This is a genomic window from Streptomyces sp. NPDC005648 (assembly GCF_040605395.1).
Lineage (GTDB): Bacteria > Actinomycetota > Actinomycetes > Streptomycetales > Streptomycetaceae > Streptomyces.
In genome coordinates, this window is sequence record NZ_JBEXCS010000069.1 from 14,650 (window position 1) to 38,442 (window position 23,793).

21 protein-coding genes and 1 riboswitch are annotated in these 23,793 nt (G+C 70.7%); of the genes, 14 read left to right on the plus strand and 7 right to left on the minus strand.

What is annotated here, in order from left to right; genetic code table 11:
* The first annotated feature begins 242 nt into the window (after positions 1 to 242).
* The 5 genes from ABZT17_RS31650 to ABZT17_RS31670 all read left to right on the plus strand — a co-directional run bounded on the left by ABZT17_RS31650 (position 243) and on the right by ABZT17_RS31670 (position 4,808).
* A complete protein-coding gene (locus ABZT17_RS31650) occupies positions 243 to 767 on the plus strand; it encodes a DUF1453 domain-containing protein (RefSeq protein ID WP_356353831.1) in 525 nt (174 codons plus the stop codon).
* Positions 764 to 1,915, plus strand: coding sequence for a histidine kinase (locus ABZT17_RS31655; RefSeq protein ID WP_356353833.1), 1,152 nt, complete (start codon positions 764 to 766; stop codon positions 1,913 to 1,915). Before ABZT17_RS31650 ends, ABZT17_RS31655 begins: the two co-directional genes overlap by 4 nt.
* A complete protein-coding gene (locus tag ABZT17_RS31660; RefSeq protein ID WP_356353835.1) occupies positions 1,912 to 2,595 on the plus strand; it encodes a response regulator transcription factor in 684 nt (227 codons plus the stop codon). The genes ABZT17_RS31655 and ABZT17_RS31660 overlap by 4 nt, the downstream gene beginning before the upstream one ends.
* A gap of 69 nt (positions 2,596 to 2,664) precedes the next feature.
* Positions 2,665 to 3,219, plus strand: a complete 555-nt coding sequence (locus ABZT17_RS31665) for a DUF485 domain-containing protein (RefSeq protein WP_356353837.1) — start codon at positions 2,665 to 2,667, stop codon at positions 3,217 to 3,219.
* Positions 3,216 to 4,808, plus strand: a complete 1,593-nt coding sequence (locus ABZT17_RS31670; RefSeq protein WP_356353838.1) for a cation acetate symporter — start codon at positions 3,216 to 3,218, stop codon at positions 4,806 to 4,808. Before ABZT17_RS31665 ends, ABZT17_RS31670 begins: the two co-directional genes overlap by 4 nt.
* Before the next feature lie 35 nt (positions 4,809 to 4,843).
* On the opposite strand, the gene ABZT17_RS31675 is transcribed toward ABZT17_RS31670, so the two are convergent.
* A complete protein-coding gene (locus tag ABZT17_RS31675) occupies positions 4,844 to 5,536 on the minus strand; it encodes a response regulator (protein WP_356353840.1) in 693 nt (230 codons plus the stop codon).
* Positions 5,537 to 5,697: 161 nt separating this feature from the next.
* On the opposite strand from ABZT17_RS31675, the gene ABZT17_RS31680 reads away from it, so the two are divergent.
* The 3 genes from ABZT17_RS31680 (at position 5,698) to ABZT17_RS31690 (ending at position 8,484) form a co-directional block, all read left to right on the plus strand.
* The gene (locus ABZT17_RS31680; RefSeq protein ID WP_356353842.1) at positions 5,698 to 6,513 is read left to right on the plus strand and encodes an ABC transporter ATP-binding protein; all 816 of its coding nucleotides are present in this window, start codon (positions 5,698 to 5,700) and stop codon (positions 6,511 to 6,513) included.
* Positions 6,503 to 7,360, plus strand: coding sequence for an ABC transporter permease (locus tag ABZT17_RS31685; RefSeq protein WP_356353843.1), 858 nt, complete (start codon positions 6,503 to 6,505; stop codon positions 7,358 to 7,360). The genes ABZT17_RS31680 and ABZT17_RS31685 overlap by 11 nt, the downstream gene beginning before the upstream one ends.
* Before the next feature lie 65 nt (positions 7,361 to 7,425).
* Positions 7,426 to 8,484, plus strand: coding sequence for an ABC transporter substrate-binding protein (locus ABZT17_RS31690; RefSeq protein ID WP_356353845.1), 1,059 nt, complete (start codon positions 7,426 to 7,428; stop codon positions 8,482 to 8,484).
* A gap of 53 nt (positions 8,485 to 8,537) precedes the next feature.
* On the opposite strand, the gene ABZT17_RS31695 is transcribed toward ABZT17_RS31690, so the two are convergent.
* The 4 genes from ABZT17_RS31695 to ABZT17_RS31710 all read right to left on the minus strand — a co-directional run bounded on the left by ABZT17_RS31695 (position 8,538) and on the right by ABZT17_RS31710 (position 13,213).
* Positions 8,538 to 9,218: a response regulator gene (locus ABZT17_RS31695; RefSeq protein WP_356353847.1), complete on the minus strand. Its 681-nt coding sequence runs from the start codon at positions 9,216 to 9,218 to the stop codon at positions 8,538 to 8,540.
* Entirely contained in the window at positions 9,215 to 10,885 is a 1,671-nt protein-coding gene (locus ABZT17_RS31700) for a sensor histidine kinase (protein WP_356353848.1), read from the minus strand. The genes ABZT17_RS31695 and ABZT17_RS31700 overlap by 4 nt, the downstream gene beginning before the upstream one ends.
* A gap of 75 nt (positions 10,886 to 10,960) precedes the next feature.
* Complete coding sequence (locus ABZT17_RS31705; protein WP_356353850.1) at positions 10,961 to 11,902, minus strand: sucrase ferredoxin; 942 nt, start codon at positions 11,900 to 11,902, stop codon at positions 10,961 to 10,963.
* A gap of 54 nt (positions 11,903 to 11,956) precedes the next feature.
* Positions 11,957 to 13,213 carry a citrate synthase gene (locus ABZT17_RS31710; RefSeq protein ID WP_356353852.1) on the minus strand — a complete coding sequence of 419 codons (1,257 nt, stop codon included), beginning with the start codon at positions 13,211 to 13,213 and terminating at the stop codon, positions 11,957 to 11,959.
* A gap of 110 nt (positions 13,214 to 13,323) precedes the next feature.
* Between ABZT17_RS31710 and ABZT17_RS31715 the strand changes: the two genes are divergently transcribed.
* Entirely contained in the window at positions 13,324 to 14,490 is a 1,167-nt protein-coding gene (locus ABZT17_RS31715) for a citrate synthase/methylcitrate synthase (protein WP_356353853.1), read from the plus strand.
* Between the two features lie 144 nt (positions 14,491 to 14,634).
* Complete coding sequence (locus ABZT17_RS31720) at positions 14,635 to 15,705, plus strand: GTP-binding protein (protein WP_356353855.1); 1,071 nt, start codon at positions 14,635 to 14,637, stop codon at positions 15,703 to 15,705.
* 6 nt (positions 15,706 to 15,711) lie between these two features.
* Here the strand turns inward: ABZT17_RS31720 and ABZT17_RS31725 are convergent, their stop codons facing one another.
* Positions 15,712 to 18,168 carry a DNA topoisomerase IV subunit A gene (locus ABZT17_RS31725; protein WP_356353857.1) on the minus strand — a complete coding sequence of 819 codons (2,457 nt, stop codon included), beginning with the start codon at positions 18,166 to 18,168 and terminating at the stop codon, positions 15,712 to 15,714.
* A 265-nt stretch (positions 18,169 to 18,433) separates the two neighbouring features.
* Here ABZT17_RS31725 and ABZT17_RS31730 point away from each other — a divergent pair, with 265 nt between their 5' ends.
* The 4 genes from ABZT17_RS31730 (at position 18,434) to ABZT17_RS31745 (ending at position 23,229) form a co-directional block, all read left to right on the plus strand.
* Positions 18,434 to 19,822, plus strand: a complete 1,389-nt coding sequence (locus tag ABZT17_RS31730; RefSeq protein ID WP_356353881.1) for a pitrilysin family protein — start codon at positions 18,434 to 18,436, stop codon at positions 19,820 to 19,822.
* Entirely contained in the window at positions 19,819 to 21,207 is a 1,389-nt protein-coding gene (locus ABZT17_RS31735; protein WP_356353859.1) for a pitrilysin family protein, read from the plus strand. The genes ABZT17_RS31730 and ABZT17_RS31735 overlap by 4 nt, the downstream gene beginning before the upstream one ends.
* A gap of 200 nt (positions 21,208 to 21,407) precedes the next feature.
* A riboswitch (cyclic di-AMP (ydaO/yuaA leader) is annotated at positions 21,408 to 21,571 on the plus strand.
* Positions 21,572 to 21,583: 12 nt separating this feature from the next.
* Entirely contained in the window at positions 21,584 to 22,348 is a 765-nt protein-coding gene (locus ABZT17_RS31740) for a M23 family metallopeptidase (protein ID WP_356353861.1), read from the plus strand.
* Positions 22,349 to 22,536: 188 nt separating this feature from the next.
* Entirely contained in the window at positions 22,537 to 23,229 is a 693-nt protein-coding gene (locus tag ABZT17_RS31745) for a GntR family transcriptional regulator (RefSeq protein ID WP_356353863.1), read from the plus strand.
* A 147-nt stretch (positions 23,230 to 23,376) separates the two neighbouring features.
* Here the strand turns inward: ABZT17_RS31745 and ABZT17_RS31750 are convergent, their stop codons facing one another.
* The gene (locus ABZT17_RS31750; RefSeq protein WP_007385204.1) at positions 23,377 to 23,658 is read right to left on the minus strand and encodes an HPr family phosphocarrier protein; all 282 of its coding nucleotides are present in this window, start codon (positions 23,656 to 23,658) and stop codon (positions 23,377 to 23,379) included.
* Positions 23,659 to 23,793 lie beyond the last annotated feature (135 nt).

The following is a 23,793-nucleotide window of genomic DNA, read 5'->3' on the forward strand; positions in this document are numbered from 1 at the left end:
GGAGGCTGATCCTCCGCCCGCGGGTCTCCCTGCCCGAGCCCGGCGCATCCGCCTGCTTCCGCACCCGCCCGCCTCCGCGTCGGCCGACCGGCCCTCTCCACCCCTGGGTGGAGCCGGCGGCCGTGCCCGGATCCACCCGTGTTCCACCCTGGCTCCGATCTGCCCACCTGTGAATTTCCGTAGCGTCGAAGACGTCGACAGCACCCGCTGCCGCACCCCCTTCTTCGCTCACGGAGGCTCTGATGTCCGGGCTTGTCAACGCGCTGGCGATCGCGGCCGTCGTCGTCCTGGTGGTCGTACGACAGTTCCGCACGCAGCAGATGGGCACGGGCCGGCGCTGGTGGCTCGTGCCCGCCGTCCTGGCCGTCGTCGCGCTGCGCGAGCCCGGCATCGTCGACGCCCGTCACCGCACGGGGTCCGTCCTCCTGCTCGGTGCCGAGCTGCTCATCGGCCTTGCCACCGGAGCCGGCTGGGCGTGGACCACCCGCATATGGGCGGAGCCGGACGGCACCGTGTGGAGCAGGAGCACCAAGGCGAGCGTGACCGTCTGGATCGTCGGTATCGCCCTGCGCGTCGGTCTCTTCGGGCTCGGCACCGCCATCGGCGTGCACCAGGACAGCTCCGCTCTGCTCCTCGCCCTCGCAGGCACCCTCCTGGTCCGCTCCGGGATCCTGCTGTGGCGGTCCCGGTCCATCGCTCCAGGCACGGGCCCGACCCCGGCGTACGGTGACTCCACGGCCTGGTCCGCGCGGAAGGAGCGTGTGTGACGGACAACCCCTGGGCGCGCTGGCCCTCCCGGGAGGCGCTGGGCCGTGAGGGAGCCTCGCGGCCCCGGAGGATGCTCGGCTGGAGCGTGCGTGCGCTGGTCATCGGGATGCTGCTGTGGGGCGCCTACAACAGCACCCGTGTGCACGGCTGGGCCGTGGCAGGAGCCGTGGCGGGGGTCCTGGCGACCGCCGTCGCCGCATGGGCCTTCTGGCGCGCGACGCTCGCGCACCGGCTCCTGCCGTCGATCGCGCTGATCGCCGTGCTCGTGGGGATCGCGGTCGCGGGACAGGCCGCGAGCTTCACGACGGTGTCCCTCGTCATCTGGTGCGGCTGTGCCATCGCCGCTCTGGAGCGGCTTCCCCTGGCCGCCGCGGTACCGGTGACCTCCGTCTCCCTGGCGGCCTACGCCGCGATGAACAACGACGTATGGCTGACCACCGCCGTGACCACTGCCGGACTGGCCCTCGCCGGCTACACCCTGCGCCTGGACGCCGAGGCCCGTGGCCATGCCCAGCGACTGCTCGTCCAGGAGCGGGCCGCCCGGGCCGCCGAGGCCGAGTCGGCGGCGCTCGCGGAGCGGGCACGAATCGCGCGGGAGATCCACGATGTGCTCGCCCACAGCCTCTCGGCGCAGCTCGTGCACCTGGAGGCGGCCCGGCTGCTGATCGAGCGGGGCGCCGACCGGGAACAGATCCTGGACCGGGTGGTGGCGGCACGGGGCATGGCCCGTGACGGGCTCGACGAGACCCGGCAGGCGCTCTCCGCGCTGCGCGGCGAACTGACGCCGCTGGAGGACTTCCTGGCCGAGCTCGTCGGGACGACGACCGGCGCCGAGGTCACCATTACGGGTGAGCGCAAGCCACTGCCCGTCGAGGCGTCGCAGGCCGTGCGCCGGGTCGCTCAGGAGGCCCTGACCAACGTACGCAAGCACGCCCCGGGGGCGAAGGTGCGGCTGCTGCTCGACTACGGCGAGCAGCAAGTGACCCTGGACGTACGGGACTCGGGCGGCCCGCCGGGCGAGCTCACCGCATCGGGCGCCGGGTACGGTCTGCTGGGGATGCGCGAGCGGGCCGAGCTGCTGGGCGGCTCGCTGGCGGCCGGGCCGGACGAGGAGGGGTTCGTGGTGACGCTGAAGGTGCCCGTATGACCGAAGGCGAGGAGGTACGGCCCGCGCGGGTGGTGGTCGCCGACGATCAGACCGTGGTCCGGGAGGGCATCGTGATGCTGCTGGGACTGCTGCCCGGGATCGAGGTCGTCGGAGCCGCGGGCGACGGGGAGGAGGCGGTGCGGCTCGTCGCCGAACTCGCCCCGGACGTGGTGCTGATGGATCTGCGCATGCCCCGCTGCGACGGTGTGGAGGCGACCCGGCGCATCCGGGCGGAGCACCCCGGGACGCAGGTCGTGGTGCTCACGACGTTCGCGGACGACGAGTCCCTGTTCCCGGCGCTGCGTGCGGGAGCGCGGGGCTATCTCACCAAGGACGCGGGAGGAGACGAGATCGTACGGGCCGTGCAGAGCGTGCTGTCCGGTGCCGCCGGGCTGTCGCCGAGCATTCAACGGCGGCTGCTGGAGCGGCTCTCGGAGCCCGAGCCGCAGCCGAGACCCCCGGCGGAGCCGCCCGACGGGCTCACCGCTCGGGAGATCGAGGTGCTGGAGCTGATCTCGGAAGGCCTCAACAACACGGAGATCGGCCGCAAGCTGCATGTGTCCACGGCGACCGTGAAGACGCACATCAACAACATCTTCACCAAGACGGGCCTCAAGGACCGCGCTCAGGCGGTGCGTTACGCGTATGCGAAGGGAATCGCCCGCCCACCAGCGGGTTGAGTCACCTGATGGGGTGAAGAGCACGGGGAAGAGAAGTCGGGGATCTTCCCGTTCTGTCCATCCTTGGGCATGCAGTCAAGCAACGGTCGTCCCCGCGGAGGCGGGGGTGGCGCCGAGAGTTCGGCCGAACACCGCGAGGGCCGCGACCAGGTCCCCGCCGAGGCGTCCGGGAGTATGCGATACGACGATCCGTGGTACGACGCACTCGCCTCCGGATGGGGTGAGCCCACCGGTGCCGGCGTGCCCGAGCCCCGGGCCGAACCGGCGCGGCGGGCGAGGGAGGAGCAGGCCGCGGCCGACGTCTACCTGGAGGTGCAGCGCAGTGCGGCCTTCCAGGAGGTGCGCCGGCGGTACCGCAGGTTCGTGGTGCCGGGCGTGATCGTCTTCCTGGCCTGGTACGTGGGGTATGTCGTCACCGCCACGACCGCGCCCGGGCTGATGGCGCGACCGGTGGCGGGCGCCGTGAACGTGGGGATGCTCGCGGGGCTGGGACAGTTCCTGACCACGTTCGTGCTCGCCTGGGCCTATGCGCGGCATGCGCGGCTGCGCAGGGACCGGGCCGCGCTCGATCTGCGCTGGGACACCCAGGAGCTGACCCGCTCGGTGCGAGGGGGTGCCTCGTGACGGGGCATCACCAGACGCTGGCACTGCTGCTGTTCAGCGCGTTCGTCGCGGTCACGCTCGCGATCACCACATGGGTGAGCCGCGACAGGCATGGTTCGGCGGAGGAGTTCTACGCGGGCGGGCGGCTCTTCTCCCCGCTGGAGAATGGTTTTGCCATCGCCGGCGACTACATGTCCGCAGCGTCCTTCCTCGGCGTCACGGGGCTCATCGCGCTCTTCGGGTACGACGGGCTGCTGTATGTGGTCGGGTTCCTCGTGGCCTGGCTGCTGGTGCTGTTCCTGGTCGCCGAACTGGTGCGCAACTGCGGACGGTTCACGCTGGCCGACGTGGTCGCGGCGCGGATGAGTGAGCGGCCCGTACGGATCGCGACGGGAACCTCCTCGGTCACGGTGTCCGTTCTCTATCTGGTGGCGCAGATGGTGGGTGCGGGCAGCCTGGTCGCGCTGCTGCTGGGAGGGACGAGCCAGGCGGCGCGGGCCTGGACCGTCATCGGGGTCGGCGCTCTCATGGTGATCTATGTGTCGTTGGGAGGGATGCGGGCCACCACCTGGATCCAGATCGTGAAGGCGGTGCTGCTGCTGGCCGGTACGGTCGCGCTGACCGTGCTCGTCCTGCTGAGGTTCCACGGCGACCTCGACCGGCTGCTGCTGACGGCGGCCGAGCGCAGTGGACACGGCGACGCGTTCCTGGCGCCGGGACTGAAATACGGCGGGAGCTGGACCGCCCGCTTCGACTTCATCAGTCTGGGGCTGGCGCTGGTGCTCGGCACGGCGGGCCTGCCGCACATCCTGTCCCGCTTCTACACCGTGCCGACCGCCCGTGCGGCCCGGCGTTCGGTGCTCTGGTCGATCGGGCTCATCGGCGGTTTCTACCTGATGACGATCGTCCTCGGCTTCGGGGCGGCGGCACTCGTGGGTCCGGAGGCGGTACGGCGGTCGAACGCGGCCGGCAACACGGCCGTCCCGCTGCTCGCGCTCGACCTGGGAGGCGGCGCGGGGTCCACGGGTGGAACGGTTCTGTTCGCGATCGTCGCCGCCATCGCCTTCGCAACGATTCTCGCCGTGGTCGCCGGCATCACGCTGGCCTCCTCGGCGTCCGTGGCCCACGACCTGTACGCATCCCTGCGCCGCCGCCATGCCAAGCCACGCGGGGAGGTGGCCGTCGCGCGTATGGCCTCGGTCGGCATCGGCGTGGTGGCGATCGCCCTCGGGCTGCTGGCCCGCGACCTCAATGTGGCTTTCCTGGTGGGCCTCGCCTTTGCCGTCGCCGCGTCCGCGAACCTCCCGGTGCTGATGTACTCGCTGTTCTGGCGCGGCTTCACCACACGGGGAGCGGTGTGGGCCGTGTACGGGGGACTGATCCCCGCGCTCGGGCTTGTCGTGCTGTCTCCGGTGGTGTCGGGAAGCCCCGACTCCCTCTTCCCCGGCCTCGACTTCCAGTACTTCCCGCTCCAGAACCCCGGCCTGGTCTCGATCCCGCTGGGCTTTCTCGCCGGCTGGCTCGGCACGGTCACCTCGGCCGAGGTCCCGGACGAGGCCAAGCACGCCGAGACCGAGGTGCGGTCGCTGACCGGGGCGGGTGCGGTCTAGGCGGCGTGGGCGGCGCCGTCCTGATCGTCGTACGGCTACGGCGTCACCCAGGCGTACAGGTGCTCGGGGCGGCCTGTGTCGCCGTACTTGAGGGAGAGGCGCAGGCGGCCGGCCTGTTCTAGGTGGCGGAGGTAGCGCTGGGCGGTGGAGCGGCTCAGGCCCGTCTCCGCGGCGACCTCGTGGGCGGAGAGGGGGTGGTCGGCGTGGTGCAGGACGTGGCAGATGAGGTCGCTCGTCGGCTCCGAGTGGCCGCTGGGCAGGCCCGGTGAGGACGGCGCGGGAGTGGTGCGCAGGGCACCGAAGATGCGGTCCACCTGCTCCTGGCCCGCGATGCCGCGGCCGCCGACGCGGTCGACGGTGCGGCGCAGGGCGGCGTAGGAGTCGAGGCGGGTGCGCAGGGCTGCGAAGGTGAACGGTTTCACCAGATAGTGCAGCGCGCCCAGGCGCATCGCGGCCTGCACGGTCGTCACATCGCTGGCCGCCGTGATCATGATGACGTCGGTGCCATGGCCCTGTTCCCGCATGCGGTGGACGAGTTCAAGACCGGTCTGGTCGGGCAGATAGTGGTCGAGCAGGACCAGGTCGACGCCCCCGCGCTGCACATTGGCCAGGGCCTGGGCAGCACTGTGCGCGCGGGCGGCCACCCGGAATCCGGGAACCTTTCCCACGTACTTGGCGTTGATCTCGGCGACGCGGAAATCATCGTCCACGACCAGGACGTCAATCATCGGGCCTCTTTCTGTCAAGGCCTGGCGAGCGTTAAGCCCATGTTTCGGCTCCGCAGTTGTAGCGCGAGCAAAACGAGCACAACAGGCTGTTGCAAGCAAAAGAACGGCATGCGCTCACAAGGCTGCTGCTGTGGCCCGAGCCACATCTACCGTCCCCGGCCATGAGCGCAGACACCAGCCCCGCCATCCAGTTGCGGGGCGCGAGCAAGATCTTCAGGACCCCGTCGGGGGGTCTGCACACCGCTGTCAGGGAGCTCGATCTCACGGTCGGGCGAGGTGAGTTCGTCGCCGTCGTCGGACCGACCGGCTGCGGCAAGTCGACCACGTTGACCCTGGTCAGCGGGCTGGAAGAGCCCACCGAGGGTGAGGTCCTGGTCGCCGGGGAGCCGGTGCACGGCGTCGGTGACAAGGTCGGTTTCGTCTTCCAGCAGGACGCCACCTTCCCCTGGCGCACCGTCCTGTCCAACGTCATGGCCGGGCCGCGCTTCCGCGGCGTGCCCAAGGCGGAGGCCAAGGAGAAGGCACGCGAATGGCTGGCCCGGGTCGGGCTCGCGGCCTTCGAGGACCGTTACCCGCACCAGCTCTCCGGCGGCCAGCGCAAGCGTGTCGCGCTCGCCGCGACCTTCGTCAACGACCCCGAGATCCTGCTGATGGACGAGCCGTTCTCGGCGCTCGACGTGCAGACCCGGGCCCTGATGTCGGACGAGCTGCTCGAGCTGTGGGAGGGCACCGGCGCTTCCGTCGTCTTCGTGACCCACGACCTCGAGGAGTCCATCGCACTGGCCGACAAGGTCGTGGTGATGACGGCCGGCCCGGCCACCGTCAAGCAGGTCTTCGACATCGACCTGCCGCGCCCGCGCAAGGTCGAGTCGGTGCGCCTGGAACCGCGGTTCATCGAGATCTACCGCGAGATCTGGGAGTCCCTCGGCGAAGAGGTCCGCATCACCCGTGAGAGGGGTGCCGCGCATGTCGCCTGAGGTTCTCAGCACACCGGTCGTCGACACCGTCAAGGCACCGGACCGTTCGCAGTCACGCGCGCGGGCCGCCCGTAGACGCAAGATCGTCGTCACGGTGGTCCGGGTACTGCTGCTGATCGGCATCCTCGGCCTGTGGGAGGCGCTCTCCCGGGCCAAGGTCATCGATCCGTTCAACTTCTCGATGCCCTCGGAGATCTGGGACCAGATCTGGACCTGGATCACCCATGGCACCGCGCTCGGCCCGCTGGGCGAGCAGATCTGGTACACGCTCTACGAGGCACTGCTGGGCTGGGTGCTCGGTGTGGCCGCCGGTGTCGTGTTCGGTATCGCGCTCGGGCGGATCACCTTCCTCGCCGATGTCCTTGGTCCATACATCAAGGTTCTCAACTCCATGCCGAGGATCATCCTCGCGCCGATCTTCCTGATCTGGTTCGGCCTCGGACCGGCCTCCAAGGTCGCCTCTGCCGTGGTCCTCGTCTTCTTCCCGGTCTTCTTCAACGCCTTCCAGGGCGCCCGCGAGGTCGACCGCAATCTGGTCGCCAACGCCCGCATCCTGGGCGCCAGCGACCGCCGGGTGACCCTTCAGGTCGTCATCCCCTCGGCCACCTCGTGGATCTTCACCAGCCTCCACGTGAGCTTCGGCTTCGCGCTCATCGGCGCCATCGTGGGCGAGTACATCGGTGCCACCAAGGGCATCGGCCTGCTCGTCTCGCAGTCCCAGAACACCTTCAACGCGGCCGGTGTGTACGCCGCGATGGTCATCCTCGCCGTCGTCGCCCTGGCGGCCGAGGGGCTGCTCACCTTCGTCGAGCGCCGGGTCTTCCGCTGGAAGCCGGCGAACTCCTAGCGCCGGCCGCCCCGTCGGGCTCTGTCTCCTCCCCGCACCGCCCTCTCACAAGGACGTGAACCCTCATGCGCAAGTCCGCCAGATACACCACCCTGGCCGCCGCCGGCCTGCTCGCCCTCTCCTCCCTCACCGCCTGCGCCAACGACGCGGCCAGCACCTCCGCCGACGCCGGCAGCAAGGGTGACGGCAAGGGCACGAAGGTCAAGATCATGGTCGGTGGCCTGGACAAGGTCATCTACCTGCCCGCCATGCTCACCCAGCGGCTCGGCTACTTCGACGCCGAGGGCCTCGACGTGGAGATGCTGAGCGAGCCCGCAGGCGTCCAGGCCGAGACCGCGCTGGTCTCCGGGCAGGTCCAGGGGGCCGTCGGGTTCTACGACCACACGCTCGACCTGCAGACCAAGGGCAAGTCGGTCGAGTCCGTCGTGCAGTTCTCGCACGCGCCCGGCGAGGTGGAGATCGTCTCCACCAAGGCGGCGGGCGACATCACCTCGCCCAAGGACTTCAAGGGGAAGAAGCTCGGCGTCACCAGCCTCGGTTCGTCGACCGACTTCCTCACCAAGTACCTCGCCGTCAAGAACGGTGTGAAGGTCAGCGAGTTCACGCCGGTCGCCGTGGGTGCGGGACCGACGTTCATCGCCGCGCTCCAGAAGGGCGCCATCGACGGCGGCATGACGACCGACCCCACGGTCGCCAACATCCTGGACAAGAAAGCGGGCAACGTCCTGCTCGACATGCGGACGCCCGAGGGGTCCCAGAAGGCGCTGGGCGGCCCGTATCCGTCGTCAAGCCTGTACATGCAGACGGACTGGGTCAACAGTCACAAGGACACCGTCCAGAAGATGGTCAACGCATTCGTCAAGACGCTCAAGTGGATGTCCACCCACAGCGCCACCGAGATCGCCGCCAAGATGCCGGCCGACTACTCCCAGGGCAACAAGGCGCTCTACGCGCAGGCCATCAAGAGCACGCTGCCCATGTTCACCACGGACGGTGTGATGCCCGCCGACGGCCCCGCAACCGTTGAGAAGGTGCTCAAGGCGTTCAACCCCAACATCAAGAACGCCAAGGTGGATCTGAGCAAGACGTTCACCACCGAGTTCGTGGAGAAGGCCGCGGGCTGAATCCGTATGTAGAGGGGGCACGGTCCCTTCCCCCGCCCCCAACCGGCCGTGCCCTAGGCGCGGGTCGCCCACACGTAACGGTGTTCAGGGCGGCCCGCGTCGCCGTATTTCAGGGTGAGCCGGGCCCGTCCGGTGCGCTCCAGGAGCTTCAGATAGCGCTGCGCGGTCTGGCGGCTCACCCCGGTCCTGTCGGCGATCTCCTGGGCCGACAGCGGGCCCTCGGCGTTGATCAGGCACCGGCGCACCAGTTCGGCGGTGGTGGGGGAGTGTCCCTTGGGCAGCCCCGGCTCCGACGGGGCGGACAGGGCGCCGAAGATGCGGTCGACCTCGGCCTGTTCGGCCTCGCCGCCACCGTCGAGCGTGCGGCGCAGTTCCGCGTAGGCCTCCAGCTTGGCGCGCAGGCCCGCGAACGCGAACGGTTTGACCAGGTACTGCAGCGCGCCGTGCCGCATCGCGGCCTGCACCGTCGACACGTCCCGAGCCGCCGTCACCATGATCACATCGGTCTGGTGGCCACGTCGGCGCATCTCCTGGACGACCGTCAGACCGGTCTCGTCGGGCAGATAGTGGTCCATGAGGACGAGGTCCAGCCGGGGCAGCTCCTCGAGTTGCCGCAGTGCCTCGGCGGCGCTGTGCGCCTCACCGGCGACGTGGAAGCCCGGCACCTTCTCGACGTAGGCGGCGTTGACCTGCGCGACCCTGGTGTCGTCGTCCACGACCAGGACCTCGATCATCGCGACTCCTCCTTGACGGCTGTCTCCACGAACCCGCTCGGGGCCGACTCAGGCGTGTGCTCGGCCAGCGCCTCGGGAAGTACGACGGTGAACTCGGCGCCGCCGCCCTCCGCCTCCCGCACCGTCGCGCTGCCGCCGTGCCGTTCGGCGAGTCTGCGCACCATGGGGAGCCCGATGCCGCGCTTCCGGTGCGCGGGCGGCTCCTTGGTGGACCACCCCTCGGTGAAGATCAACTCATGCTGTTCCGCGGGGATTCCGGGTCCGGTGTCGCGCACTCTGAGGACGGCGGTACGTCCTTCCGTGCGCAGCTCGACCTCCACGCGCGCGTGCGGTGTCGCCGCCACCGCGTCGAGCGCGTTGTCGACCAGGTTCCCGACGATCGTGACGAGCCCCCTGGGGTCGATCAACCGGTCCGGCAGCCGCGTCCGGTCCGACACCCACAGGGCGACCCCGCGCTCGGCCGCGACGGTCGCCTTGCCCACCAGCAGCGCGGCGAGGAGCGGGTCCTGGATCTTCTCGGTGACCTGCTCGGCGGTGGCCCGGTGGTCGCCGACCACCTCGCCGACGAACTCCACGGCGTCGTCGTACATCTCCAGTTCGAGCAGCCCGAGGAGCGTGTGCATACGGTTGGCGTGCTCGTGGTCCTGGGCGCGCAGGGCGTCGATCAGCCCGCGCGTCGAGTCGAGTTCACGGCCCAGCTGCTCCAGCTCGGTGCGGTCGCGCAGGGTGGCCACCGCGCCGCCGTCGTCGGTGGGCATACGGTTGGCGACCAGGACGCGCTGGCCGCGCACCGTGAGCAGATCGGTGCCCGTCACCCGGCCGGTCAGGATGTCGGCCGTACGTCCCTCGCCGAGCGCCTCGTCGGGGGAACGGCCCACCGCCTCCCGGTCGATGCCCAGCAGACGGTGCGCCTCGTCGTTGAGCAGCCGGATCCGGCCCGTGCGGTCCAGGGCGACGACGCCCTCCCGGATGCCGTGCAGCATCGCCTCGCGCTCCGCGAGCAGCGCCGAGATGTCGGAGAAGGCCAGGTCGCGGGTCTGCCGCTGGACCCGGCGGGAGATCAGCCAGGCGGCCAGCGCGCCGACGGCCAGCGCCCCGCCGGCGTAGGCGAGCAGCCCCGGGATCGCGCTGATGAGTTCCGAGCGCACGCTGTCGTACTTGATCCCGACCGAGACCGCGCCGATGATCTCGCCGCGGGTGTCGCGAAGGGGCACCTTCCCGCGCGCCGAGCGGCCCAGCGTGCCGCTGTCGATCTCCCTGACCTGCTTGCCGGCCAGGGCCTCCTTGGGGCTGGTGGAGACGACCTGGCCGATCTGCTTCACGTTCGTGTGCGACCAGCGCACACCGCGCCGGTCCATCACCACGATGTACTCGGCGTGGGTCGCCACGCGGATCCGCTCCGCCTCCTTCTGGACGGGCCCGCCGGCGGTCGGCGCCGTGTGCTGGAGGTCCTCGGCGATCTGCGGTTGTTCCGCCGTGGTCTGCGCTATGGCCAGGGCGCGGTTCATCGCCTCGTTGTCCAGCTGCTTGCTGAGCGGCGCCAGGAACAAGCCGGTCGCCAGCACCGCCACCCCCGCGGCGATCGCCACCTGCATCAGCAGTACCTGTGAGAACACCCGTTTCGGCATACCGAGGCGCAGGCGGCGGGCGGGGGGAGTGGGGCTCATACCCATGACCGTACGTGGGCCCGCCGGACCTGCCGTAGGGGTGTGGCATGGATCTCTTGATCAATACTGAGCGGATCAGCTCGCGAGTGCCGTCGGCACCAGTTCGCGGACCTGGACGACCTCCATGTGGGCGGGAGAGCCCAGCACCGACGTCCCGCAGCTCTCCGGGCGGGGCGGTGCGGAGGCGCCCTGGGCCACGACGACGCGCCAGCGGCGGCCGTCGGAGTGGGCGACCGTCACCTCCCAGCGCGGAGCCGCACCGCGCGTCCCCACGACGGCCAGGGCCTCCGCCGCGTACTCGCGCGCGGCCGTGCGCACGGCCAGCTCGGCCGCCTGTCCGGGCCGCTCCCAGGCGGAGTTCCCGCGGCACCCCTCGACGACGATCCTCCCCTCCTGCACGGAGTGCAGGACCTGCTTCACGGCGTGGGCCCGGGCGCGGCCGTACGCGTAGCCGTACGGCAGCACGAGCAGAGTCGGCGAGAAGCGATGACCACCCAGATGAGTGACCTCCCAGACCCCCTCCACGCCCGAGGCGGCCAGTTCGGCGGCGAGCGGGCGGCCCAGCAGGGCGCAACAGCGGTCGCGCTTGCCGTTGGTGCAGACGAGGGCCAGCGGGTCGCCCGAGTGCGGCCGTCCGCCCAGCGTCGAGTCGAAGCTCCGGTGCTCGCCCCTGCCGAGGGCCGCGAAGTCCAGGTCGAGCAGGTCCTCGGGATCGCGGATCGTGGCGCTGTGCAGCCACACCCCGCCGGGCTCGGTGTGGGCCGCGTAGACCTGCCGTGCGGAGGGTGTGCCGAGATCGGCGTGGCGGCCCGGGCGGCGGATGAGCGCGACACGCACGCCCGTGCCCTTGGCGGCCGCCTCCAGGGCGCGGCCGAGCGCCGGGTCGAGGTGGCTCGACGTGAGCGCCTTGGCGCCCCAGGGGCCCGGCTGCTCCAGCAGCAGCCAGGTCCGCGCGGTGGCCGCGGTTCCCGCGAGGGGCTCGTCGAGCTCCTGGGAAGCGGTTGAGCACGTACTCACAGAGGTGAGCCTAACCTGACTTGGCCCAGGGTGACTTCCGGTCGGGCTTGTGTCCTACTCCGGCAGGGGTTGCGGCGGTTTCGGGCCTACGTAGTGTCCGCTCGGGCGCATCCGCAGGGGCCGTTCGCCGTACTCCTCCAGGGCATGGGCGATCCAGCCCGCCGTACGCGCGACGGCGAAGATGGTCTCGCCCGCCGTGGCCGGCATCCCGCCGGAGGCGGTGAGCACGGCCAGCGCCAGGTCGACATTGGCGTGCAGCGAGGTGTGGCGGGCCGTGGTGGCCACGATGTCGCGGGCCGCGGAGAGGGCGGGGGCGGCTCCCGGGATCTCCTCCAGGAGGCCGAACAGGACACGCGCGCGTGGGTCCTCGCCCGTGTAGAGGCGATGCCCCAGGCCGGGGATACGGCGGCCCGCCCGCAGCTCCTCCGCGATCACGGGGCCCGCGTCGCCCTCGTCGAGCACATCCATGATCAGCCGGTGCGCGAGGCTGCTGGCGGCGCCGTGAAGGGGGCCTTCGAGCACGCCGAGCCCCGCGGAGACGGCCGCGTAGGCGTGCGCGCGGGCCGAGGCGGCGACCCGCACCGCGAGCGTCGAGGCGGCGAGGTCGTGGTCGACGAGGAGGGCGAGGGCCGTGTCCAGGGCGCGCAACGAGGCCTCGTCGGCGTCCCGGCTGCTCAGCCGCGACCACAGACGGTAGGCGAGCGGGCCCTCGTCGCGGCGGTGGGTCCCCTGCTGGGGCAGGGCGGCGACCAGGGTGGGGATGAGGGTGCGCGCGGTGCCGAGGACGGCCTCCTCGGAGAGGTCGAAACGCAAGGGGTCCGCGGTCGCGGCGGCGATCGCCGCGACCCTCAACCGGTCGGTGGGGCTCGTGTGTTCGGGCAGGCCGTCGACCACGTGACGGGCCAGGGCGGCCCCGGCCTCCGGTGCGGTGAAGGTGATGCCGGGGCGCATGTGGCCGGTCCACAGCCACTCGGCGACCTCTTCGTAGGAGTGGCGGGTGGCCAGGGCCGTGGCGTCCACGCCCCGGAAGTAGTACCGGTCCTCCTCGATGAGCGTGATGCGGGTCCGCACGGACAGCTCGCCGCCGGGGCCCGCACTTCCGCTGCTCTCCCGTCTGTTGCGCCGGGCGAGCGCCTCCACCTCCCTGGCGTCGAAGGTGCTGCCGCGGCCACCGGGGACGCGCCGGCTGCCGAGCTGGCCCCTGCTCACGTACGCGTACACGGTCTCGGGCTTCACGCCCAGCAGTTCGGCGGCTTCCTTCGTGGTCAGCCGCTGTTCGGCGGGACCTGGGGAGGGCTCTTGATCGCGCATGAGGTCACCGTATCGGCATAGCGATGCATGGACTCTTGATATTGATTCAATCAATATTGACAGAGATTAAGTCAAGTATGGACAGTCGAATCAAGTCCAGGGAGGAAATCATGTCCGTCAACAGGTCATCCGCCGTCACCGTCGACGTACCGCGAGGTCTCGCCGGTGTCGTCGTCACCGACACCGAGATCGGGGACGTCCGGGGGCTCGAGGGCTTCTACCACTACCGCCAGTACTCGGCCGTCGAACTCGCACAGACCCGCGGTTTCGAGGACGTCTGGCATCTCATGGTGAACGGCGCGCTGCCGGACGCCCGGCAGCGCGCCGCCTTCGCCGCCGAGACGGCGGCCCCGCGGCGGCTGCCCGACGAGGTGCGGGCGGCGCTGCCCGCCATCGCGGCGGCGAGCGAGGGATCCGGCCCGCTGGCCGGTATGCGCAGCGCGCTGTCGCTGCTCGGGGCGGCGAAGGGATTCCGGCCGGTCTACGACAGCACGGCGGACGAACGCCGGCGCGACACCGTCATCGCCGCGGCGGCCGTGCCGACACTGCTCACCGCGCTGTACCGGCTGGGGCGCGGGCTCGATCCGGTCGAGCCGCGCGACGACCTCTCCTACGCGGCCAACTACCTCTACATGCTGACGGGTTCGGAGCCCGCCCCGGAGCGGGTCCGGGCGATCGAGCAATACTTGATCTCAACCATTGATCACGGCTTCAATGCGTCAACCTTCACGGCGCGGGTGATCGCGTCGACCGGGGCGGACGTGGTGGCCTGCCTGGTCGGAGCCGTAGGGGCCCTCTCCGGCCCGCTCCACGGCGGTGCGCCCAGCCGGGCGCTGGACACCCTGAACGCCATCGGCACGCCCGACCGCATCGACGAGTGGATCCGTGAACGCGTCCTGGCCGGCGACCGCATCATGGGCTTCGGGCATGCCGTCTACCGCACGGAGGACCCCCGTTCCCGCATGCTGCGGGAGGTGGCCGAGAGCTTCGGTGGTCCGCGCGTGGAGTTCGCGGTGGAGGTCGAGCGGCAGGTGGAGGCGATCCTGGCCGAGTTGAAGCCGGGACGTGAACTCCACACCAACGTCGAGTTCTACGCGGGCGTCGTCATGGAACTCTGCGGGCTGCCCCGCGAGATGTTCACCCCGACCTTCGCCGCGGCGCGTGTGGTGGGCTGGAGCGCGAACCTGCTGGAACAGGCGGAGGACCCGAAGATCATCCGTCCGGTGGCGCGATATGTGGGGGCGGCGGCACCGGCGGCGATGCCGGGCGTGGGCTGACAGTGCGGTCCTCATGACCCGACCCGCTGAAATCGTTCAACCGGCGGGGATCCTCACGGCTCGTATCCTGTTCCGGCAGGGAAAGCTCGTACGTGCGCCGCGGCCGCGAGCCGGTGCGCGCGTCGGTGGGAGAGAGGTCGCGCGTTGAGCCAGCCGAGCCATGGTGTCCGGCAGATCCCGGTCGTCGTACTCGCCGGATTCCTGGGCTCCGGCAAGACCACCCTCCTCAACCACCTCCTCCACCACAGCGGCGGCAGCCGTATCGGCGCGGTCGTCAACGACTTCGGCGCCATCGAGATCGACGCCATGGCCGTCGCGGGCGCCCTCGGCGACTCCACCGTCTCCCTCGGGAACGGATGCCTGTGCTGCGCCGTCGACGCGAGCGAACTCGACCAGTATCTGGAGCGGCTGGCCCGGCCCTCCGCCCGTATCGACGTCATCGTCATCGAGGCCAGCGGACTCGCGGAGCCCCAGGAGCTCGTACGGATGCTGCTGGCCAGCGAGCAGCCGGAGGTCGTCTACGGCGGTCTCGTCGAGGTCGTCGACGCCGTCGAGTTCGACGAGACCCGCGCCAGGCATCCGGAGATCGACCGGCATCTCGCCCTCGCCGACCTGGTCGTCGTCAACAAGGCCGACCGGGCCGAGGACGGGGAGAGGGTTCTGCGGCTCGTGCGGTCCCTTGCCGGCCGCGCAGCCGTCGTACCCGCGGTGTACGGACGGGTCGACCCCGAGTTCCTCTTCGACTGCCGGCCCAGTGAGGAGCGCGTCGGACAGCTGTCCTTCGACGACCTGCACCACCACGGGGAGGACGCCGAGCACAGTCATTCCGGACATCTGCACTCGGCGTACGACAGCCTGTCCTTCACCTCGGAGACGGCCATGGACCCGCGTCGGCTGATGGGATTCCTCGACAGCAGGCCCGAGGGGCTGTACCGGATCAAGGGGTACGTCGACTTCGGCGCGTACGACGGGCGGAACCGCTACGCCGTCCATGCCGTCGGCCGCTTCCTGCGGTTCTACCCGGAGCCGTGGACGGCCGGTGAACCGCGGCTCACCCAGCTCGTCCTCATCGGCTCCGGCATCGACGCCCCGGCCCTCGGCAAGGAACTGCAGGCGTGTGCGAGCGACGCCCCGCAGACCGCCGACGAGCACGGCATGTGGGGCGTCCTGCGCTACGTACAGGAGCCGGACGAGGACGTAGTGGAGCCCTCGTAGCGCCGCCTAGACCGGTCCCGCCACCACCGCCACCGTCTTCGGCAGGGAGACGCCCGAGCCGTCGCGGCGCGGGTCGATCTCGGGAAGGTCGGCCGGGGTGCCGTTCTTCTGGGCCGCCTTGGCCGGGACCGCGCCCGCCCAGGCCAGGGACAGACAGTCCTCGCCCTTCAGGAAGCGCTGGCAGCGCACGCCGCCGGTGGCGCGGCCCTTGCGCGGGTACTGGTCGAACGGGGTCAGCTTGGCCGTCGTCTGGACCGAGTCGTCGAGGGTGCCGCGCGAGCCCGCGACCGTGAAGACGACCGCGTCCGCCGCCGGATCCACCGCGGTGAAGGAGATCACCTTCGCGCCCTCGGTGAGCTTGATGCCCGCCATGCCGCCCGCCGGCCGTCCCTGGGGGCGGACCTGCGAGGCCTGGTAGCGCAGCAGTTGGGCGTCGTCGGTGATGAAGACCAGATCCTCCTCGCCGGTGCGCAGTTCGATCGCGCCGACGATACGGTCACCCTCCTTGAGGGTGATGACCTCCAACTCCTCCTTGTTCGACGGGTAGTCGGGCACCACGCGCTTGACGACGCCCTGTTCGGTGCCGAGGGCGAGGCCGGGGGAGGACTCGTCGAGGGTGATCAGGCAGATCACCGTCTCGTCGTCCTCCAGGGAGAGGAACTCGGAGAGGGGCGCGCCGCCGGACAGGTTCGGCGCCGACGCCGTGTCCGGGAGCTGCGGGAGATCCACCACGTTGATCCGCAGCAGACGGCCCGAGGAGGTCACGGCGCCGATCTCGCCACGGGCCGTCGCCGGGACCGCGGAGACGATCACGTCGTGCTTCACGCGCCGGGCGCCCTCGTCCTCCGGGAAGGGCTCGCCGTTCGACGTACGGGCCAGCAGGCCCGTCGAGGACAGCAGCACCCGGCACGGGTCGTCAGCGACCTGCAGTGGCACGGTGGCCGCGGGGGCGCCCGCGGCCTCCAGCAGGACCGTACGCCGCTCGGTGCCGAACTTCTTGGCCACCGCGGCCAGTTCGGAGGAGACCAGCTTGCGCAGCTCCGCGTCCGAGTCGAGGATCCGGGTCAGCTCGGCGATCTCCGCGTTCAGCCGGTCCTTCTCGGACTCCAGCTCGATGCGGTCGTACTTGGTCAGGCGCCGCAGCGGGGTGTCGAGGATGTACTGGGTCTGGATCTCCGACAGGGAGAAGCGCTCCATCAGGCGCTCCTTGGCCTGCGCGCTGTTCTCGCTGGAGCGGATCAGCCGGATGACCTCGTCGATGTCGACGAGCGCCGTGAGCAGGCCTTCCACCAGGTGCAGTCGGTCCCGGCGCTTGGTGCGGCGGAACTCGCTGCGGCGGCGCACGACCTCGAAGCGGTGGTCGAGGTAGACCTCCAGGAGCTCCTTCAGGCCGAGCGTGAGCGGCTGGCCGTCCACCAGCGCGACGTTGTTGATGCCGAAGGACTCCTCCATCGGCGTCAGCTTGTAGAGCTGCTCCAGGACGGCCTCGGGCACGAAGCCGTTCTTGATCTCGATGACCAGGCGCAGGCCGTGCTGGCGGTCGGTGAGGTCCTTGACGTCCGCGATCCCCTGGATCTTCTTCGAGCCGACCAGGTCCTTGATCTTGGCGATCACCTTCTCCGGACCGACCGTGAAGGGCAGTTCGGTGACGACCAGGCCCTTGCGGCGCGCGGTGACCGTCTCGATCTCGACCGTGGCGCGGATCCTGAAGGTGCCGCGGCCCGTCTCGTACGCGTCCCGGACGCCGGCCAGACCCACGATGCGGCCGCCGGTCGGCAGGTCGGGGCCGGGGACGTGCTTCATCAGGGTGTCCAGATCCGCGTTCGGGTAGCGGATCAGGTGGCGGGCGGCCGCGATGACCTCGGAGAGGTTGTGCGGGGGCATGTTGGTCGCCATGCCGACCGCGATGCCCGAGGAGCCGTTGACCAGCAGGTTCGGGAAGGCGGCCGGGAGGGCGACCGGCTCCTGTTCCTGGCCGTCGTAGTTGGGCGCGAAGTCGACCGTGTCCTCGTCGATCGACTCCGTCATCAGACTGGTCGCCTGGGCCTGGCGGCACTCGGTGTACCGCATGGCGGCCGGCGGGTCGTCGTTGCCCAGCGAGCCGAAGTTGCCGTGGCCGTCGACCAGCGGCACTCGCATGGAGAAGGGCTGGGCCATGCGCACCAGGGCGTCGTAGATCGACGCGTCGCCGTGCGGGTGCAGCTTGCCCATGACCTCGCCGACCACGCGCGCGCACTTCACATAGCCGCGGTCGGGGCGCAGTCCCATCTCGTTCATCTGGTAGACGATGCGGCGGTGGACCGGCTTGAGGCCGTCGCGGGCGTCCGGGAGCGCGCGGGAGTAGATGACCGAGTACGCGTACTCGAGGAAGGAGCCCTGCATCTCGTCGACGACGTCGATGTCGAGGATCCGCTCCTCGAACGAGTCGTCGGGCGGCGGGGTCTTCGTGCTGCGGCGGGCCATCGCTGCCGGCTCCTCTTTCCTGGTCGCTCGCTGAAGCGTGAACGGGTTCTGACGCGACCATTGTGGACCGCGGCACTGACAACGTGGACGAGCACCTGGCGTCGGCCTCGGTTCCCGGCGTGGCGGAAGGCTACGCGATCCGCTGTGGGCGTACGTCCCGCGGGAACTTCGCCCAGGGTCCGCACGCTTGCATACAGTGGCAGGACCGGCAGGAAAACCGCGGTTTCCACCACCGCATCCGCGAGGCGAAGGGACGTACATGCCCATGGGTCACACGGCCACAGACCAGGCAGGCTCCGGAGGCCTGACAGCGATCGAGCACCGCCTGGCCAACGGGCTGCGCGTGGTGCTCTCCGAGGACCATCTGACCCCGGTCGCGGCGGTGTGCCTCTGGTACGACGTCGGCTCGCGCCACGAAGTCAAGGGCCGTACCGGCCTGGCTCACCTCTTCGAGCACCTGATGTTCCAGGGCTCGGGCCAGGTGAAGGGCAACGGCCACTTCGAACTGGTGCAGGGAGCCGGCGGCTCGCTCAACGGCACCACCAGCTTCGAGCGCACCAACTACTTCGAGACCATGCCCACCCACCAGCTGGAGCTCGCCCTCTGGCTGGAGGCCGACCGCATGGGCTCGCTGCTCGCCGCCCTGGACGACGAGTCCATGGAGAACCAGCGCGACGTCGTCAAGAACGAGCGCCGGCAGCGCTACGACAACGTGCCCTACGGCACGGCCTTCGAGAAGCTCACCGCCCTCGCCTACCCGGAGGGCCACCCCTACCACCACACTCCGATCGGCTCCATGGCCGACCTGGACGCGGCCACCCTGGAGGACGCGCGCGCGTTCTTCCGCACCTACTACGCCCCCAACAACGCCGTCCTGTCGGTCGTCGGCGACATCGACCCGGAGCAGACGCTCGCCTGGATCGAGAAGTACTTCGGCTCCATCGCCTCGCACGACGGCAAGCCCGCCCCGCGCGACGGCTCGCTGCCGGAGATCATCGGCGAGCAGTTGCGCGAGGTCGTCGAGGAGGAGGTCCCCGCGCGCGCGTTGATGGCCGCCTACCGGCTCCCGCACGACGGCACGCGCGAGGCGGACGCCGCCGACGTGGCGCTGACCGTCCTCGGCGGCGGCGAGTCCTCCCGCCTCTACAACCGCCTCGTGCGCCGCGACCGTACGGCCGTGGCCGCCGGCTTCGGCCTGCTGCGGCTGGCCGGAGCGCCCTCCCTGGGCTGGCTGGACGTGAAGACCTCCGGTGACGTCGAGGTGCCGGTCATCGAGACCGCCATCGACGAGGAGCTCGCCCGGTTCGCCGAGAAGGGCCCCACGGCCGAGGAAATGGAGCGCGCCCAGGCCCAGTTGGAGCGCGAGTGGCTGGACCGGCTGGGCACGGTCGCGGGTCGCGCCGACGAACTGTGCCGGTTCGCCGTCCTGTTCGGCGACCCGCAGCTCGCCCTGACCGCCGTCCAGCGGGTGCTGTCGGTGACCCCCGAGGAGGTCCGCGAGGTCGCCAAGGCCCGCCTGCGCCCCGACAACCGCGCGGTGCTCGTCTACGAGCCGATCGCCGCCGAGACCGCAGAGGACGCCGATCCCCCCGAGGACCCCGAGGCCGAGGCCACGGTCGAAGCCGGCGACAAGAACGAGGAGGCGGCCAAGTGACCGAGCTCGCCACGATGGAGTTCCACCCGCAGCCCCAGGCCGGCGAGGCCAGGCCCTGGGCCTTCCCGGCGCCCGAGCGCGGCGCGCTGGACAACGGCCTGACGGTGCTGCGCTGCCACCGCCCCGGCCAGCAGGTCGTCGCCGTCGAGGTGCTCCTCGACGCGCCCCTGGACGCCGAGTCGGCCGGCTTCGACGGTGTCGCCACGATCATGGCGCGCGCCTTCTCGGAGGGCACCGACAAGCACTCCGCCGAGGAGTTCGCCGCCGAACTGGAGCGCTGCGGCGCCACCCTGGACGCGCACGCCGACCACCCCGGCGTCCGTCTCAGCCTGGAGGTCCCCGCCTCCCGGCTCGCCAAGGCGCTCGGTCTGCTCGCCGACGCGCTCAGGGCGCCCGCGTTCGCCGACAGCGAGGTCGAGCGGCTGGTCCGCAACCGCCTGGACGAGATCCCGCACGAGCTGGCCAACCCCTCCCGCCGTGCCGCCAAGGAGCTCTCCCGCCAGCTGTTCCCGGCGACCTCGCGCATGTCGCGCCCGCGCCAGGGCACCGAGGAGACCGTCGAGAAGATCGACGCGGTGGCGGTACGAGGCTTCTACGACCGTCATGTCCGGCCGGCCACGGCCACCGTCGTGGTCGTCGGCGACCTCGCCGGCATCGACCTGGACGGGCTGCTGGGCGAGACCCTGGGTGCCTGGACCGGCTCCGGCGCCGACCCCCGCCCGGTGCCCGCGGTGACGGCCGACGACACCGGCCGCGTGATCATCGTGGACCGTCCGGGAGCCGTCCAGACGCAGCTCCTCATCGGCCGCGTCGGCGCCGACCGGCACGACCGGGTGTGGCCCGCCCAGGTGCTCGGCACGTACTGCCTGGGCGGCACCCTCACCTCGCGTCTGGACCGTGTGCTGCGCGAGGAGAAGGGCTACACGTACGGGGTGCGCGCCTTCGGGCAGGTCCTCAGGTCCGCCCCGGACGGCACCGGCGCGGCCATGCTCGCCATCAGCGGTTCCGTGGACACCCCGAACACCGGTCCCGCACTGGACGACCTCTGGAAGGTGCTCCGCACGCTCGCCGAGGGCGGTCTCACCGACGCCGAACGCGATGTCGCCGTACAGAACCTCGTCGGCGTTGCGCCGCTCAAGTACGAGACCGCGGCGGCCGTCGCGGGCACCCTGGCCGACCAGGTCGAGCAGTACCTGCCCGACGACTACCAGGCGACGCTGTACCAGCAGCTCGCCGCGACCGGCACCGTGGAGGCCACCGCGGCGGTCGTGAACGCGTTCCCGGTGGACCGGCTGGTGACCGTGCTGGTCGGCGACGCGGCCCAGATCAAGGAGCCCGTCGAGGCCCTCGGCATCGGTGAAGTCACCGTGGTGTCCGCCGAGTAGCGCCACGCGCGCGTGGGGCCCTGGTGACGCGCGCGTCACCAGGGCTCTCTTTTGTCCGAATTGGCGGGGAATCGAAGGAGAGTTGCCTGTCTGCCCTGTGGGATGCGCTACAAACACCGTGATCCGTTTGGGGATTGAAAGCGGCCCCGCTTAGCGTCGTCCGGGCTGTCCGTCAGGCACCGCGCCGCATCCGCGGCACCGGACAGCCATCGCCGAGTCCCCGTACGGCGCGAGCCAGGGGAGCCGGGGACCCACGCAGTCCCTGGGGTGAATCGGATGCCCGTGCGAGCCGCGAGGGGGTCCGTAGGAGACCTTCCTGCTCCGAACCCGTCAGCTAACCCGGTAGGCGAGAGGGAAGGAAAGGACCAGCCACCACATGGCGTTCATGTGCGCCACCGGGAAGCACCGTCGTCCCAGCCGCATCAAGCGCGGTACAGCCCAGGCCGCGAGCGTCGCGGCCCTCGCCACCACCGGTGTGATCGGCGGCCTCGCGGCTCCCGCGCTCGCCGCCGACAACTCCGTGGAGCAGACCGGTCTCACCCCCGTCATCACGATCGGCGACTCCATAGCCGACAAGATCGACGCCCAGGCCGCCGCGCAGAAGCAGGCCGCCGAGGAGACCGCGCGCAAGAAGGCCGCCGCCGAGGCCGCGCGCAAGAAGGCCGAGGCGAAGGCCAAGGCGGAGCGCGAGGCCAAGGAGCGGGCCGCCCGCGAGGCCGAGCGCAAGCGCCTCAACACCTTCGTCGCCCCGATCTCCGACTCGTACGTCTCCACGGGTTACAAGACCGGCGGCTCCCTGTGGTCCTCCGGCAGCCACACCGGCATCGACTTCCACGCGGCGAGCGGCACCGTCGTCCACGCCGTGGGCTCGGGCACGGTCGTGCAGACCGGGTGGGGCGGGGCCTACGGCAACCAGATCGTGATCAGGATGGCCGACGGCACGTACACCCAGTACGGCCATCTGTCGTCCATCGGGGTCTCGGCCGGCCAGAAGGTCACCCCGGGCCAGCAGATCGGCCTCTCCGGCTCGACCGGCAACACCACCGGACCGCATCTGCACTTCGAGGCCCGTACGACCGCCGAGTACGGCTCGGACATCGACCCGGTCGCCTACCTGCGCTCGCACGGCGTGAACGTCTGACGACGGACCGCGAGATCTTCCGAGGCCCCGGCTCCCCGAGCCGGGGTTTCGCCGTTTCTGTCGCCCTGCTGTCCAAAAAATATCCATGGATTCCGGTCCGCCGTCGGAAATTCCGGCTCATTGCAATAGAGTCCTTGGACACAACGTCAATCGACGACGTTTCACGGGGATTAAGGCGGAGGTTGGTCATGCGTATTCCGGCGCACTCGGTGTGCACGGCCATCCGTGACGACATCGTCGCGGGTGTCTACGAGCGCGGCAGCCGCCTCACCGAGGAACTCCTCGCCCGCCGCTACGGCGTCTCCCGCGTCCCCGTCCGTGAGGCCCTGCGCACCCTGGAGGCCGAGGGCTTCGTGGTGACCAGGCGGCACGCCGGCGCGTGCGTCGCGGAGCCGACCGAGCAGGAGGCCTCCGACCTGCTGGAGATGCGTATGCTCCTGGAGCCGCTCGGCGCCTCCCGGGCCGCCCAGCGGCGCACCGAGGCCCACCTCAAGGTCCTCCGAGGCCTCGTCAGGCTGGGCCAGGAGCGCGCCAGGAGGGGCAGCAGCGAGGATCTGCGCTCCCTGGGGGGCTGGTTCCACGAGACGCTCGCGCAGGCCTCCGGCAGCCCCGCGCTGACCTCGATGCTGACCCAGCTGCGCCACAAGATCGCCTGGATGTACGCCGTCGACGCGCCCGCCAACCCGGTCGAGTCCTGGGCGGAGCACGGCGCGATCGTCGACGCGGTGGCCCGCGGGGACGGCGACCGCGCGCGTGCCATCACCACGCTGCACACCGAGCGCTCGACCGCCGCCCACCGCCTGCGCTTCGGCGCCCCCGAACGGGTGAACGGTGTGAGGAACTCGCAACATCCCGTAAACATGTCGGGCCTGCGGCATTAACACGGGCGCCGTATACAAAGAGGAGACAATTCGCGGGGGATTACTTCTGCTGCCCGCGAAAGGGAAAAGCGAAGGGCCCGCCCGGTAATTCCGGACGAGCCCTTCAGTGCTGTGGGGCGGCGAGTGCCGTGAACCTCAATTCGCTTTTCAGACGGTCTCGGGAAGCTCCTCGAGCCCCTCCGCGACCAGCTTGGCGAGACGGTCGAGAGCGGCGTCCGCACCCTCGGCGTCCGAGGCGAGGACGATCTCCTCGCCACCCTGGGCGCCGAGGCCCAGGACGGCCAGCATGGAGGCCGCGTTGACGGGGTTGCCGTCGGCCTTGGCGATCGTCACGGGGATGCCTGCGGCCGTGGCGGCCCGGACGAAGATGGAAGCGGGGCGGGCGTGGAGGCCCTCGGCCCAGCCGACGTTGACGCGGCGCTCAGCCATGTGATGCTGCCCTTCGGTTCTCAGAGTTGTCTAGACCAGTTTCCCACACATGAGGCGTCTCCGGAGCGGTCCCTCATCCCGTCCGGGGTGGGTGGTCGGACCGCGGCCTCGGCCCGACGTCCGTCCTTCTTCAGT